The sequence below is a fragment of the Waltera sp. genome, from assembly GCF_046969025.1.
Lineage (GTDB): Bacteria > Bacillota > Clostridia > Lachnospirales > Lachnospiraceae > Acetatifactor > Acetatifactor acetigignens.
The window spans coordinates 41576-55773 of the sequence record NZ_JBKVQF010000010.1 but is presented as its reverse complement, the minus strand read 5'-3'; the positions used below and the strand labels follow the sequence as shown (position 1 = coordinate 55773).

General features: G+C 45.0%; 15 protein-coding genes. 3 read left to right on the top strand and 12 right to left on the bottom strand.

Annotation, left to right across the window (positions count from 1 at the left end; translation table 11 throughout):
* Window positions 1–129: 129 nt before the first annotated feature.
* Complete coding sequence (locus tag ACLTOH_RS07310; protein WP_337769940.1) at window positions 130–1521, top strand: sodium:alanine symporter family protein; 1392 nt, start codon at window positions 130–132, stop codon at window positions 1519–1521.
* Window positions 1522–2051: 530 nt separating this feature from the next.
* Here the strand turns inward: ACLTOH_RS07310 and ACLTOH_RS07305 are convergent.
* The 6 genes from ACLTOH_RS07305 to ACLTOH_RS07280 all read right to left on the bottom strand — a co-directional run bounded on the left by ACLTOH_RS07305 (window position 2052) and on the right by ACLTOH_RS07280 (window position 6502).
* Window positions 2052–2411 (bottom strand): heavy-metal-associated domain-containing protein, encoded by a 360-nt coding sequence (locus ACLTOH_RS07305; RefSeq protein WP_227063340.1) that lies wholly within the window; start codon window positions 2409–2411, stop codon window positions 2052–2054.
* Window positions 2412–2640: 229 nt separating this feature from the next.
* Window positions 2641–3060, bottom strand: coding sequence for a transcriptional repressor (locus ACLTOH_RS07300; RefSeq protein ID WP_118505699.1), 420 nt, complete (start codon window positions 3058–3060; stop codon window positions 2641–2643).
* Between the two features lie 28 nt (window positions 3061–3088).
* Window positions 3089–3229: a FeoB-associated Cys-rich membrane protein gene (locus tag ACLTOH_RS07295; protein ID WP_022154449.1), complete on the bottom strand. Its 141-nt coding sequence runs from the start codon at window positions 3227–3229 to the stop codon at window positions 3089–3091.
* A 162-nt stretch (window positions 3230–3391) separates the two neighbouring features.
* Entirely contained in the window at window positions 3392–5887 is a 2496-nt protein-coding gene (feoB, locus tag ACLTOH_RS07290; protein WP_118505691.1) for a ferrous iron transporter B, read from the bottom strand.
* A gap of 142 nt (window positions 5888–6029) precedes the next feature.
* Entirely contained in the window at window positions 6030–6251 is a 222-nt protein-coding gene (locus ACLTOH_RS07285) for a FeoA family protein (RefSeq protein ID WP_022154451.1), read from the bottom strand.
* A gap of 38 nt (window positions 6252–6289) precedes the next feature.
* Entirely contained in the window at window positions 6290–6502 is a 213-nt protein-coding gene (locus tag ACLTOH_RS07280) for a FeoA family protein (RefSeq protein ID WP_118669447.1), read from the bottom strand.
* A gap of 308 nt (window positions 6503–6810) precedes the next feature.
* On the opposite strand from ACLTOH_RS07280, the gene ACLTOH_RS07275 reads away from it, so the two are divergent.
* Window positions 6811–7176 (top strand): metal-dependent transcriptional regulator, encoded by a 366-nt coding sequence (locus tag ACLTOH_RS07275; RefSeq protein WP_022154453.1) that lies wholly within the window; start codon window positions 6811–6813, stop codon window positions 7174–7176.
* A gap of 88 nt (window positions 7177–7264) precedes the next feature.
* Here the strand turns inward: ACLTOH_RS07275 and ACLTOH_RS07270 are convergent, their stop codons facing one another.
* Window positions 7265–8617, bottom strand: a complete 1353-nt coding sequence (locus ACLTOH_RS07270) for an MATE family efflux transporter (protein WP_337770459.1) — start codon at window positions 8615–8617, stop codon at window positions 7265–7267.
* Window positions 8618–8843: 226 nt separating this feature from the next.
* Between ACLTOH_RS07270 and ACLTOH_RS07265 the strand changes: the two genes are divergently transcribed.
* Window positions 8844–9329, top strand: coding sequence for a TspO/MBR family protein (locus ACLTOH_RS07265; protein ID WP_412223781.1), 486 nt, complete (start codon window positions 8844–8846; stop codon window positions 9327–9329).
* A 439-nt stretch (window positions 9330–9768) separates the two neighbouring features.
* Here ACLTOH_RS07265 and ACLTOH_RS07260 read toward each other — a convergent pair whose 3' ends face one another.
* From ACLTOH_RS07260 to ACLTOH_RS07240, 5 genes are all read right to left on the bottom strand, one after another.
* Window positions 9769–10998: an FG-GAP repeat domain-containing protein gene (locus tag ACLTOH_RS07260; RefSeq protein WP_337415311.1), complete on the bottom strand. Its 1230-nt coding sequence runs from the start codon at window positions 10996–10998 to the stop codon at window positions 9769–9771.
* Window positions 10999–11079: 81 nt separating this feature from the next.
* On the bottom strand, window positions 11080–11505 hold the full coding sequence (locus ACLTOH_RS07255) for a hypothetical protein (protein WP_337415312.1): 426 nt from the start codon (window positions 11503–11505) through the stop codon (window positions 11080–11082).
* Between the two features lie 159 nt (window positions 11506–11664).
* Complete coding sequence (locus ACLTOH_RS07250) at window positions 11665–13479, bottom strand: ABC transporter substrate-binding protein (RefSeq protein WP_412223780.1); 1815 nt, start codon at window positions 13477–13479, stop codon at window positions 11665–11667.
* 89 nt (window positions 13480–13568) lie between these two features.
* A complete protein-coding gene (locus ACLTOH_RS07245; protein ID WP_265104389.1) occupies window positions 13569–13700 on the bottom strand; it encodes a hypothetical protein in 132 nt (43 codons plus the stop codon).
* Window positions 13701–13744: 44 nt separating this feature from the next.
* Window positions 13745–14197: a hypothetical protein gene (locus tag ACLTOH_RS07240; RefSeq protein WP_412223778.1), complete on the bottom strand. Its 453-nt coding sequence runs from the start codon at window positions 14195–14197 to the stop codon at window positions 13745–13747.
* Window position 14198: the final 1 nt, after the last annotated feature.

Genomic DNA, 14198 nt, shown 5'->3' with positions numbered 1-14198 from the left:
TGCAGAAATAAATTTGACATTTTAACACACTGCATCGAAAAACTATGGCGTCATGTCCGCAAATGTGATAAGGTATAAGAGTATTTTACATTTATCGTATTTATTCACAAATGATAGGAGATTCTGTTTATGTTATCCACAATTGAGGCAGTCAACAGTGTTGTCAACAATTTCATCTGGGGTGTCCCCGCCATGATCTGCATCATCGGTGTCGGTCTGTATTTAAGTATCCGGATGCGCTTCCTGCAGATCCGCAAGTTCCCCTATTCCATGAAGGTGACGCTGGGACGTATGATGAAGAAAAAAGAGGCCTCCGACGGAGCCCTGACACCTTTCCAGGCGGTATGTACCGCTCTCGCAGCTACCGTTGGCACCGGTAATGTGGCAGGTGTGGCAGGTGCCATCGCCATCGGCGGTCCCGGTGCGGTATTCTGGATGTGGATATCTGCGCTGCTTGGCATGTGCACCAAGTTCGCCGAGGTAACGCTGGCTGTACACTTCCGTGAGACCAATGCACAGGGCGACCTGGTAGGCGGCCCTATGTATTATATTAAGAACGGACTGGATAAAAAGTGGCATTTTCTGGCGTATTTGTTTGCTGCTTTCGGTGTGCTGGCCGTGTTCGGTACCGGTAATGCCACACAGGTCAATACCATCACCACTGCCATCGATTCCGCACTGAGCAATTTCAATGTGTTGCCCGCAGACGCCGTTAATCTCGTAAACCTGATCATCGGTATCGCTCTGGCGATCATCATTGCCCTGATCCTCATCGGCGGTATCAAACGTATCGGTAACGTTACTTCCAAGCTGGTTCCCTTCATGGCGATCATGTATATCGTGCTGGCACTGGGCGTTATTATTTTCCATATAAAATCTGTGCCTGCTGTATTTGCTTCTATTATAGAAGGTGCTTTCAATCCCGCTTCCGTGACCGGCGGTGTGGTAGGAAGCTTCTTCATGAGTATGAAAAAGGGGGTGTCCCGCGGTATCTTCTCCAACGAGGCCGGCCTTGGTACCGGATCCATCGCTCATGCCTGTGCCGATACGAAGAAACCGGTAAAACAGGGATTCTTCGGCATCTTTGAGGTATTTGTGGACACGATCATCATCTGCACCATGACAGCTCTGGTCATCCTGTGCAGTGGCGTGCCTGTGAATTACGGCGAAGCTGCCGGTGCGGAACTGACCATCAGCGGATTCACCACTGTCTACGGCAGCTGGGTATCGATCTTTACCGCTGTGGCGATGTGCTGCTTCGCATTTTCGACGATCATCGGCTGGGGACTGTACGGTACAAGATGTATCGAATTCCTCTTAGGTTCCCGCTCCAACATGCCTTTCATGGTTCTGTATTCCCTTACAGCTATCGTGGGTGCTACAATGAACCTCGGACTGATGTGGAGCATCGCCGAGACCTTCAACGGACTCATGGTCATCCCCAACCTGATCGCAGTGTTCCTACTGTCCGGTGTTGTAGTGAAACTGACGAAGGAATATTTTGCGAAAGAGAACGGGTAATATCTGAATGGGATTTGCGTTATGATCATTGAATAAATGATGTAGTTCTTTCGTTCGATAATGACAGTGAATTGAAAGTTAGTGAAATAATCCCGTAGCCCTTGGCAGGGTATAAGAAACGCGGCACGCTCGCGCTCTGTCGCAGAGCGTAGCGGTACATAAGCGGTCACAATACGACCGCTAAGTACCGACGTCTGCTTACGGCACTGCTTATTCTTATACCCAGCCGGGGCTACTGTTTTTTTAAAACTTTCCAAAATGCAGAACGCCCATGGCGGACGGAATGTCCTTCCGAGGATGTTTGTCGGGAGGTGGTGATATTTTCTCGAAAAGTGTAGAAAAACAGGGTGGAGCGAACAGGACGTTCGCGACAGGCGGACGTTGCCATGGATGGCAACTGGAGCCGTGCCCGTGCGGTTTAGAACCGCTACTCACTTTTCGTCAGAAAATTCCCACCGGGAGACCTTACATCGAGGAAGGACATTCCGTCCGCCATGGGCGTTCGTGGATTTGTTTCACTAACTCTCAATTTACATCAATTCAATAGAAGTAACTTTATATCCCAGCTTTTCCACAGCCTCGCACAGTTCCTCTTCGGGAACATCTGCGCCGAGTTTTACGATTGCTTCGCCTTTCTTAAAGCTTGCCTTAGCATTGACCTGGGCCATGCCATTGAGGGCATTCTCAATGCGATTCTGGCAGTTCACACAGGACATTCCTTCAATATGAAGCTTTTTGGTCGCTACGATAGTATCTAAGTGCTTCGGCTTGATCTTCACATCTCCGCCTCCGCCACAGCATCCGCCTTCTCCCTTGAAATGCTTTTTGGATCCCAGTAATGCTGCCACGATCACTATGATCAATATTCCACATATCATATATGTTCCCATTTTTTCACTCTCCTTATTGTTTTCTTTCAAAAAATAACTATTCAGAACCCCATTCGCAAAATTACCTCCACGAGGCTTCCTTTTTGCTGCAATATCTGTCAAAATTTCATGCAGATTAGTATTATCCTGCCACCCATATAAACAAAACCGGTGTAGGAAACAGTACTGTCTCTCCAGACCGCCTTCCCCTCACACCGGTTTACTTTCTACTTATTATTATACTCTTGTCTTAACATACCTGCTCCGCACATTCGCAAGGCTTGATGGTCACGTTGGTCACTTTCTGGTCTGCCAGATAACCGCAGGACTTTAAACCGGCGCGAATCACCGAGTTCCATTTTTTCGCTGACAGATGGTGTACAGATCCATCGTCCAGTTCAATGGTGCAGGCATTTTCCATCATACAATTTTCAGAGTAAGCCACCTTATACATGTTCTTGCGGCTGATGGCACCGATCTCCTCCAGGAGATTGACCATGCGGTATACGGTTGCAACTCCCAGCTTGTCATCCTCTTCCAATGCCCGGTAGAAGATTTCCTTACAGCTGGAGCATTCATTCTGGAGGATAATATCAATCAGCCGGAGACGCTGTTTTGTAATGCGGCAGCCCTTTTCTTTCAGCTTGGTCAATATGATCTCTCTCTGCATTTTCGTGGTCTGATAGCTTACCTGTTCCTTAGTGTCCACAATGACCTCCGCAGTGGCTGCAATCGCCACCGCACTGAATGGATTTTCCATTCTTTTTGTCTTTTATCATTTTGCGGACAATCAATGCAACGACACCGGCCAGTATCGCCAATACAACTACGGTTCCCATAGACTGCCTCCTTACTCTTACTTTAAAATCCTGCGGGTTCCCTTATCGAAGACCCGCAAGTAATGTTACGTTCCTATCTGTTTACTCCCCTCACAGGTATCGGTCTTTGCCTGCAAGCAGTCACGCCAGACACCTGCGAGTGAGCTTAATTATTTATTTTACTTATGCAACCTTCTTGGTGTCAACCTTCAGAGTGGTGCTCTCCTTGTAAGGACGGAAGAGCAGATAAATGAAGCCAATGATCAGAAGGAATGCTACAACAGTTCCAATGCCGAAAGATCCGTTAAGGATCAGGCTGCCGATCTGATATACACACAGGGATACCACGTATGCCAGACCACACTGATATCCGATAGCGATCCAGAACCATCTAGTGTTATTCATCTCACGCTTGATCGCACCCATAGCTGCGAAGCAAGGTGCGCACAGCAGGTTGAATGCCAGGAAAGCATAACCGCTTGCTACGGTGAAGGTAGCGGCCATGTTCGCATATACGGAACCTTCGCCTGCGCTGTAAAGGATACCCATCGTACCTACGATATTCTCCTTAGCTACCAGACCGGTGATGGATGCAACAGTTGCCTGCCAGTTACCGAAGCCCTGAGGGATGAAGATCCATGCCAGGCACTGACCGATCTTGCCCAGGATACTCATATCGATCTCATCCTCAGCCAGCATACGGAAGCCGTCCTCGGTGAATCCGAAATATGTGGTAAACCATACAACGATGGTGGACAGAAGGATGATGGTACCTGCCTTCTTGATGAAGGACCAGCCACGCTCCCACATGCTGCGCAGTACCGTACCTACGGTAGGCCAGTGGTAAGCGGGAAGCTCCATAACGAAAGGAGCGGGATCTCCCTCGAAGATCTTGGTCTTCTTCAGGATAATACCGGAGCAGATGATTGCTGCGATTCCCAAAAAGTATGCGGAAGGAGCAACCCATGCTGCGCCGCCGAAGATAGCACCTGCTACCATGGCGATGAAAGGAAGCTTAGCACCACAAGGAATAAATGTGGTAGTCATAATTGTCATCTTACGGTCTCTGTCGTTCTCGATGGTACGGGAAGCCATGATACCGGGAACACCACATCCGGAACCGATCAGCATAGGAATGAAGGATTTACCGGACAGACCGAACTTACGGAAGATACGGTCCATGATGAATGCGATACGTGCCATGTAACCACAGGACTCCAGGAATGCCAGGAAGATGAACAGTACCAGCATCTGAGGTACGAAACCGAGCACTGCACCGACACCGGCTACAATACCGTCAAGGATCAGCCCTTTCAGCCAGTCGGCACATCCGATCGCATCCAGACCACTCTCTAACAGTGCGGGTACACCGGGTACCCAGATACCGTAGTCTGCGGGATCGGGAGCTTCTGCGCCATCCTCGGCATATACTGCAACAGCATCTGCCAGATCAGCACCGGTATAAGTTACATCCTCGGTTGCCAGTGTCTCTTCGTCTTCCAGAGTGTAATCAGCGGTAGCGGATGCATCAATGCCTGCTGCAAATTCCTGTACTGCTGCAACAGCTGCTGCAGGATCATAGTCATCTGCTTCGCTGTCTATCACTGCTGCCAGATCTTCGCTGCCGTCTGCCTCTACGAATGCATTGATGACATTCATTGCATCGTCATAAGGTTCTGCGGCTTCTTCATAAGCACTGGTTCCGATGGTGAACAGATGCCAGCCATCTCCGAACACACCGTCATTTGCCCAGTCAGTAGCCCAGGTACCAACGGTGGTAACAGATACATAATATACGATGAACATAACCACTGCAAAGATCGGCAGTGCCAGCCATCTGTTGGTCACGATTTTATCGATCTTATCGGAAGTCTTTAACTTCTGGCCTTCCTTCTTGGTATAACATTCTTTGATGATAGAGGAGATGTATGTGTATCTCTCGTTGGTGATGATACTCTCAGTGTCATCATCCATAGCCGTTTCCAACTGCTTGATCTCTGCGGATACATCGGGAACGCTCTTCATCTGTGCCTGGATCTTGTCATCCTTCTCTAACAGCTTGATAGCGAAGAATCTCTTCTGTTCCTCTGGAACATCGGTCAGCTTCTTCTCTACGGTCTCGATCACGCTCTCAACCTCAGGCGCGAATTTATGTACCGCAACTGCTGCACTCTTCTTCTGTGCCAGTTCGATCGCTTTTTTGGTAGCGTTCTCGATACCGGTCAGTTTCAGAGCGGAGATCTCAACAACGGGGCAGCCCAGCTTCTCAGACAGCTTCGCAACGTTGATCTTGTCACCGTTTTTATTCACAATATCGATCATGTTGACAGCCATGACAACGGGGATACCCAGTTCCATCAGCTGTGTGCTCAGATATAAGTTTCTCTCAATGTTGGTACCGTCTACCAGGTTCAGGATCGCATCGGGTCTCTCACCGATCAGGTAGTTACGTGCTACCACTTCCTCCAGAGTATACGGAGACAGGGAGTAAATACCGGGTAAGTCCATGATGATCACGTCATCACCGTTGCCACCGTACTGCTTTTTCAATTTACCTTCTTTTTTCTCAACGGTTACACCGGGCCAGTTACCTACGAACTGGTTGGAACCGGTCAGAGCGTTGAAAAGTGTTGTTTTACCGCAGTTAGGGTTACCTGCAAGTGCAATCTTAATTGCCATTTTTCTACCTCTTTCCTCTAAAATCATTTAATAACTATTCAGACCCCATTCGCAAAACGCTCTTTCAGAGCTTCCTTTTTGCTCATGTGATTAGCTTTCACTAATTAGTTCCAGCTAACCTTCCTGCTAAAAAAAAGATCATTTACTCAACGCAAATCATCTCAGCGTCTGCCTTACGAAGAGACAGCTCATAGCCTCTGACAGTTACTTCCACGGGATCTCCCAAAGGAGCAACCTTTCTCACATAGATCTCAACACCTTTGGTAATGCCCATGTCCATGATACGTCTCTTGACAGGACCTTCACCATTCAGTTTGGTTACCTTTACGGTCTGTCCGCAGGGAACTTCCTTCAATGTCTTCATTTTCTCCTCCTATTAGCATCTTTTGGTACAGCTGCCTGCTACACCATGATTTTATTGGCCATATCCTTGCCGATGGCTACTCTTGATTCCTTGATATTCACAATCAGGTTGCCTTCGGTCTGGGACACAACTGTCACTTTACCGCCTACTACAAATCCGAGGGTCTCTAAAAACTTCCTCGTCTCCTCTTTGCCGCCGATCCTCTGGATCGTGTTCTCTTCACCGGCACCTACCATACTCAGGGGCATCATACACACTTCCTTCCCTTCAATAGTATTGAACTGCTTGTGGTTTCTCATTAGCTCTTAATGAGATTCATTCTCAATTCACGTGGTTAGTATATACTAACCCTTTTTTACTGTCAATATATTTTTTCGATTTTTTTCATAGAAATCTCGTAGGAATTTCTTATTGATATTTTTTCTCATTAAGTTGAAATCTTGCATTTCCTACCCTTTTCTGCTATTCTTATTGTAATGCCTGCGGATGGTTAAGTTTCCACATGTAGAGCAGGTATTTCGGTTCAAAATGCTATGTATGGGAAGGGTATGGTCATTACATGAAAATACAGGAATCTGCTGAGAATTATCTGGAAACGATCTTAGTGCTGAAGAAAAAGAACGGTGTGGTCCGTTCCATTGATATTGCCAACGATCTGGGTGTGTCCAAGCCCAGCGTCAGCGTAGCTATGAAGAATCTCCGCAATGGGGAATATATTGAAATGGACAAGGAAGGCTACATCACCCTGCTGGATAAGGGGCGGGAAATTGCAGAGAAAATCTATGAACGTCACACATTTCTTACGGACTGGCTGACTTCCATCGGTGTGGATCCCACCGTTGCTGCTGAGGATGCCTGCCGGATCGAGCATGTGATCAGTGCAGAGACTTTCACTGCTATGAAAAAGACATTGAAGACGAAATAGAACTCACAGTGAATCATTGCATGTTATTTGAAAGCAAGAACTCCCGGTGCGATATTGCTCCGGGAGTTTTGTTATTATCATAAGCTCATTAAATCTTAATTGTCACCCATTTTCCCTGTCGGAACCGAATCGACGCAAACAGGAATCTGGATACCTGATCCGCCAGAATACCCATCCAGATACCGGTCATTCCCAGTCCCAGAGTAAACCCGAAAATATAGGATGCCGCCGTACGGATCAAAGTAACGCTGATCGTAGAAGCTACTGCCGTGTATGCCGTATCTCCCGCGCCGCGCAGGCATCCCATGTAGATGACCTGAGACACCTGGAACAGGACAATAATACAAATGCAATGAATAATATTCACACCGTACGTAATAATATTTTCTTCTCTAAAGAACATCCGGTAGATGGTCTCCCCTCCGAAGAAATAGATAACCGCCAGTGCAACAGAGATTCCCATACCGATACGTCTACAGATAGCTCCATAGCTTTTCGCTTTCTCCGGGTCACGTTCGCCCAGACTCCGGCCGATCAACGCCACCGCCGCTACCTGCATACCGTCACCGAATGAAAACGTCAGACCGAGGATATTCATGCCTACCTGATGTGCCGCCATGGCTTCCGTACCCATTTTCGCAGCCATCATGGCAGTCGACATGAATCCGATACGCATCAATACTTGCTCGATAAACACGGAATAACCGACTTTGATGATCTCCAACAGCGGTTCCAACCGCAGTCTGATGTGATGCTCGATCATGTACGAAATACTGATAAATCCGTCTTTCGGACAGATTGAGACGATACTCATCACGCATGCCACTACCGTACCGAATACCGTGGCAATGGCGGCTCCGGTGATTCCCAGTGCCGGGAATCCGAAATGGCCGTTGATCAGCAGGTAGTTGCCGCAGATATTCACCAGATTGGAGATCAGGTTCGTCCTAAGGGCGATCATCGTATTGCCCGCGCCACGCTGTGCAGCATTGATTCCCATGGACAATACATTGAAGATCATGCCGCCCATGATGATCCGGTAGTATCTTGCCGCCATGGCATGAGTATCCTCACTCGATCCGCAGAATTCAATGATCTGATCCGCGAATCCCACCGTGAGTGCGCTGATAATCACGGCTGCCACAATGCAGAAGCAGATCGTCATCACCAGAATCTCGTTGGCCGCCTGCTGCCTCTTCTCTCCAAGTCGTCTCGCCACCAGGGCGGAGATTGCCACATTCGCTGCAATGAACAGTGCCAGCCCCAGGAACTTCGGCTGTGTGGTCAGCCCTACCGCTGCCACCGCATTGGCTCCGAGCGTACTCACCATAAAAGTATCCACCATACCCGCCAGTGCGATAAAAAAGGATTCGCAGACCGCCGGCCACGCCAGCCGGATTGCTTCTTTTGTCAGGGAACCCTGTGTGTGTTCTGTGCTCATAGCTATGTTACCTATTACCTTTTCTTGGATATTTCCTTTTGCTGATAGTCATAATGCTTTATTACACTCTTAATCATACACCAAAACCTCCGTTTGCCGATAGTCCCAAATTTTTGTCCTCTTTTTATAGCCAGACACATAATTTTTATCTCATTTTCATACAATACTAATCAGACCATACGCGGATATTGACACATGCAAAATCGTATTTTCAAAGGAGGCTCCCATGCAACTCTCCGACAAATTTCACAATATTCACTGGAAAAACCTCATCACTGCCGTTGCCATCCCTCTGGCGGCAGGTGGACTCTCCGCCTGGATCACCATGGACGGCATGAAAGCCTTTGAAACAGTGAATCAGCCTCCCCTGACACCGCCTATGTGGCTCTTCCCGGTGGTGTGGAGTATCCTGTTCGTCCTCATGGGAATCGCCTCTTATCTCGTTGTCATGCAAAAAGGTGAGGACACGAAAGCCCTCACCCTGTATGCTGTACAGCTTATCTTTAATTTTTTCTGGTCCATCTGGTTCTTCAACCTGGGATGGTATCTTTTCGCCTTTTTGTGGCTGGTCGCTCTGTGGATCCTGATTCTCGCCACTACCGTTGCCTTTTACCGCATCTCGAAGCCTGCCGCATGGCTGATGCTGCCTTATCTGGTGTGGGTTGCGCTCGCGGGGTATCTGAATCTGGGGGTGTGGTGGCTGAGCCGGTGATTTCACGATTTCATCCGATTGACCATGAAGATATTGATACTCATAGGCAATGTAAATCTTTTTTATTTTCCCAATTCCTTTTCCATAATATTTTTAATTGCTTTAATATCTGTGAAAGTTAATTTAATTCCACAATTGTACATTGCCAATACTTCATTCAAATTTTCAACCAATAGCTTATCCAGTTTCTTATGTATTATTATAGGTTTCTCTTGTGACAAAATTCCCCATCAGTTACCTGATGGGGAACATTTACGAACTATACTATTTCTATCCCACCTGTATAGCAAGTGGCTTCATTTACGAACTGATTTACTTATATCCCGCACCATCAGCAAGCGGCAACCATTTACTTCTAAAATTAGAGATATATGGTTCGTATGAATTTATCAACCTATTTTTCAAATTGTTTAAATTTTTCTGTGCTTTCCTTAAGCTCTTATTTTTCTAATCCGTATGTCCTTATCCGCCATCCGCCTTCTTGCTTCTCAAAGTCCATAAAAAGATAGAACAAGGAGTCTTCTCCTGCCGGCAAAAATTCCGCCTGCACTGTGTAGGTTACCCCTGTTTCATCCCCAACATCCGCTAATCCTTTTATCTCATTTATACTAACAGTTTCTGTTCCTTTAGATTCTCGAGAATCTGTATAAGTATCCAGTGTTCCACTGTAATCTTCCACTAAATACTTTTTTATTGTTTCCGAATCACCCTGAAAATAGGCCTCCGAAAATTCTTTTGCTATCTCGTATACTATTTTTCTATTCTCGCTCCCTGCCACTTCTCCTCTTATCGTCAGTGTATCATCCTGCGGCGCTAATAATTCTTCTCTCTTATCGTAATAATTATCAATTAATCTAATATCTTCTATATACCACCCATCTTCCCGATAGGATGCCTCTGTACATTTTACCGTGCTTTCGTCATCGACTTCATATTGTAATGAGATAAAACGAACCATCGTTTTTCCGTCTTTTTCAAATATGGTTGCCCCGATATAACTGTCTATCGGCCGCTTGTCATCAATCTTAACATCACCGAATTTATCCGGCTGTTCTGAATCAATATTGGGATTGTGTATAAAGTTGTATGGATATTCTACCCAACCGCTATCCTCTAAATGCAAAATATAAATTTCAACAGCACCATAATTGCTTCCGAAGATGTATCTTTCCAATAATACATCCGCTTTACCATCTCCTGACAGATCACCGGTAGTAATACGTGAACCATAAACGTATCCTTCGTAATCCTTTATTGCCGTATCTACGCCATTCACATTCGCTATGAGTCGTGTACCATCTTTTGCCAAGTCATCGATATCGCCGTTATCTACAACACGCACTATATCTTCTTTCCCATCTCCATCTAAATCTGCACTTATTTCAGTCTCAGAATTAATGAGCATGCTGCTCGTGTCTTTTTCTTCAGATGTATCCGAAGCAATCGTCTGAGATTCCGGCGTCTCAACTTCCTGTGCTACAGCCTCTGCCTGAGTCTCCGGCTCGGTATCGGCGATTTCAATCTGATCCGCCAAGTCCATGCAATCTATATAATGATCTCCTATCCGGAACGCATAGAAACTTCTGTAATCCGAGGTCATAGGGTCTGTATCCTGATGCTTTCCGGCATTATTATCCTGAAAATATTTCGGAAGGTAGTCAGACTGCATATGTATGTCCTTTGCGTCCATGTTCTGCAGATAAACATAAATAATGGTATTACTGTCGTCTAACGTGATGGCATATTCATATCAGTCGATCCAATTTGCCATTGCCACATACGCAACGCTGCAATAATTTTCTTCATCCTGATAGAGCATATTCGTCTGATCCTGATAAGAAAATTCCAAATTCCGCAGACGTTCTGTTTCTGCCTCATACTGTTCCCTGGTATATTGATTTTCCAAATAGATCTGGCAGGTTGCTGCAAATATTTCATCACGGGTCTGATAATAAAAATCTTGTGAAACGGTGTCCATATCTGCGGAAGGAAACACCGCTAACGGGCTGTATACTCCCTTTCCCTCTAATTTGTGGTATGCTTCTCCCTCCCGTGAAGTGATTCTTGTCCCATAAATAAAATGATAGCATACGTAAGACAAAATTATCCCCGGCACAAGCACTGCTGCCACAACTGCTGCCACAACCGCAAATACTACTTTCTGCTTTTTGGTCATTTTTTGTTTCTCCCCCAATTATCTTCTTTTTTCTTCTCTCACAATATTTTCTTCCGTAAATGAAAAATACGGAATCTCCAGTTCTTCAGCATTACCTTCGTTTGCATTCAGCTATTCCATATACTCCGTCTCATCGCCTTACATATTTTCAAAAAATTTCTAATCCTCTACAATCTCTTCTCCATAATCATAGATAGGCATCTGACCGGAAACATAAACATCAACATTATAGATTTCACCGGTCGCTTCCCCCGGTATGCCGAATTCATGGAAACATTCTCCTAAAGCATAACGATAAATGGTATATCTCTCTTTGCCCATATAAGTATGTTTTTCATAAGAATCTCCATATTGTTCGACCATTTGAGAATAAGTATTTCCGGAATATATGCCTCTCGAGGTATGTGCAAATGTTTCATTACTGCTGATTCTTATTCTGACACATTCTTTTTCAAGAAAATAAACTTGTATAAATTGAGCTTCCCCATCACCTACGTTATAATAATAATTATATTTTTTGTTATCCGAATCCTCAACCTTTTCATACAACAGCCCCATCTTGTCCAGCTTCCCCAATATTTCCTGCTCACCTTCATATAAGGAAACTGAAAAATCCCCTATATTGATAATGACATCCATATCTGGCTGTGCATTTTTTGCATTCGGCATTTCATCAATTTTATTCCTTATAGCCGCTGCTGTTTCTTCTATACTTTTTTCTCCGTTAAAATAATACAAAGCCTCTGCCTGCGTAATCCCTATTAAAGGAAGGTCACTGCGCTGCATTACCTTCGTATTATTTATCATCTCCCTTACATCCTGTATATCCTCATCTTGTGCCGCATAAACATTTTCATAGGTACTGCCAATTTCGTATGTCAGAATAGGAAGTTTCTCTCTTTTTCCATCCGATGTCTGATAATATTCCTGCTTTCTGCTATCACTAAGCTGTTGATCCAGCACATCTTGCAATATTGAGAAATTCCAATTGGGAGCAATCGTTTTCTGTCCTTCCTCAGTAAAATAGCTTTCCACAAACTTCCATGCTTCTTCTTTGTGCGTGCTTTGACTGTTAATGGCGAAACAGTTGTCAAAAATAAATATTCTTCCCTTTCCCTCTGCTCCCGGAAATCCTGTATAGACTGCATCCTCACCCCATACGGATTTTTTATATAAATATTGTTGCATGTCACCTATGCACTCAAGATTGAATGGAATTTTTCCTTCCCGCATCAAAAGGTCATTCGTTTGAAACATCGCCTGTTGCGGTAATTGTTCTGCAATTTTTATATATTGTTCCAATCTGTTATCTTCCGTTTCCCCGGAATATCCTCCGCAGATTGCCCCTTCCTGTAAAAATAAATCCCGTGAAATCATAGGATCCTCTTCACATTCCCGAACGGCCCGCAAGGCTTCCTCGAAGGTAAAATTTTCTTTGTTACTGCACCATTTTTCTTTTGTTATCAATGTATATAACACAAAATTCGTTGGCAACATATACAAGCCGCCATCCGCTGTCAAAACATGATACGCAGAATCAACGATGTCCTCTTCCCCAATCACATCACTTTTCTCCAGATAGGGAATAAGATTCTCTATCGCACCCTTTTCTCTAAGCACTTCCACGTCCATTTCATCTGTCGAAAAACTAATGATATCAGGTCCTTTTCCTGTCAAAATATCATCATACAAACGACTAATTCCGTCGTTTATATTTTCTTCGTAATAATCATGTATTGTGATTGTTATTCCGTCATTTTTACTATTAAAATCAGCTACTGCTTCCTGTAATGTCGACGCTCCCCCGATATCTCCAAGTATAATCTCCGTTTTAGGTTCTTCCGGCACAATTGTAGCAGTCTCTTTCTCCCACGCAGATGTTTCCGTCCCGGTGTCTATTTCTCCGCATCCCATTAACAGCAAAGATGATACTGTACCTACCAGCAATGATGCTATTGTTTTAAAAGTTTTCATTCGTAATCCCCCTCGCACGTTGTCGCAATATCATTTTTTCCAACAGGTAAAAAAACAAGCACTGCTGCCACAACTTCCCACTGTATAACTTAACTTGTCTTCCGTAAATTCAGGAAAGGACGCACCTCTACGTTCTCCGGTCTCTTCCCGTCATATAACAGTTCCACATACTGTTCCGCCTTTTCATCGGAGACATCTTCCTGATCCGTAAATACTATCATTATTAGTTCAATTTCACTTTGTTCCGGCTGCTTTCTAATTATGTTCAGGGAATGGAAATACATCTCGCTGTAACCAATTCCTCACTCACTAAATAGTGTACAATCACTAATTGCGCCGGTTGATTCTCTGATGTCTGCTCGTAAAATTCGTCCAGCAATTCTGCTCCGCTACATTCCCTTGACTGCCAATCCAAAACATACACCGGATAATCTTTGAGTTCATCTATATTTAACGGAAGGACGGATAATTCCTGTCTGATTACTTCCGGATCGGTTTTCCCTTTTAAATTTTCCAAACTGAAATCTTCCAATAAATCAACCGGTTCAGTCTCTTCATTTGATACAGCTGTAGTCGTTATGGTATTAGGTGTCATCTCCTCGGTAACTTCTGAAGTATTCTGTTCTGTATCATTCTGTTCCGGTCTATTCTGCCCACAGCTTACCATGCTTAACATAATTATTAATAATGCCACACACCTCATCTTTGCTTTGTACATA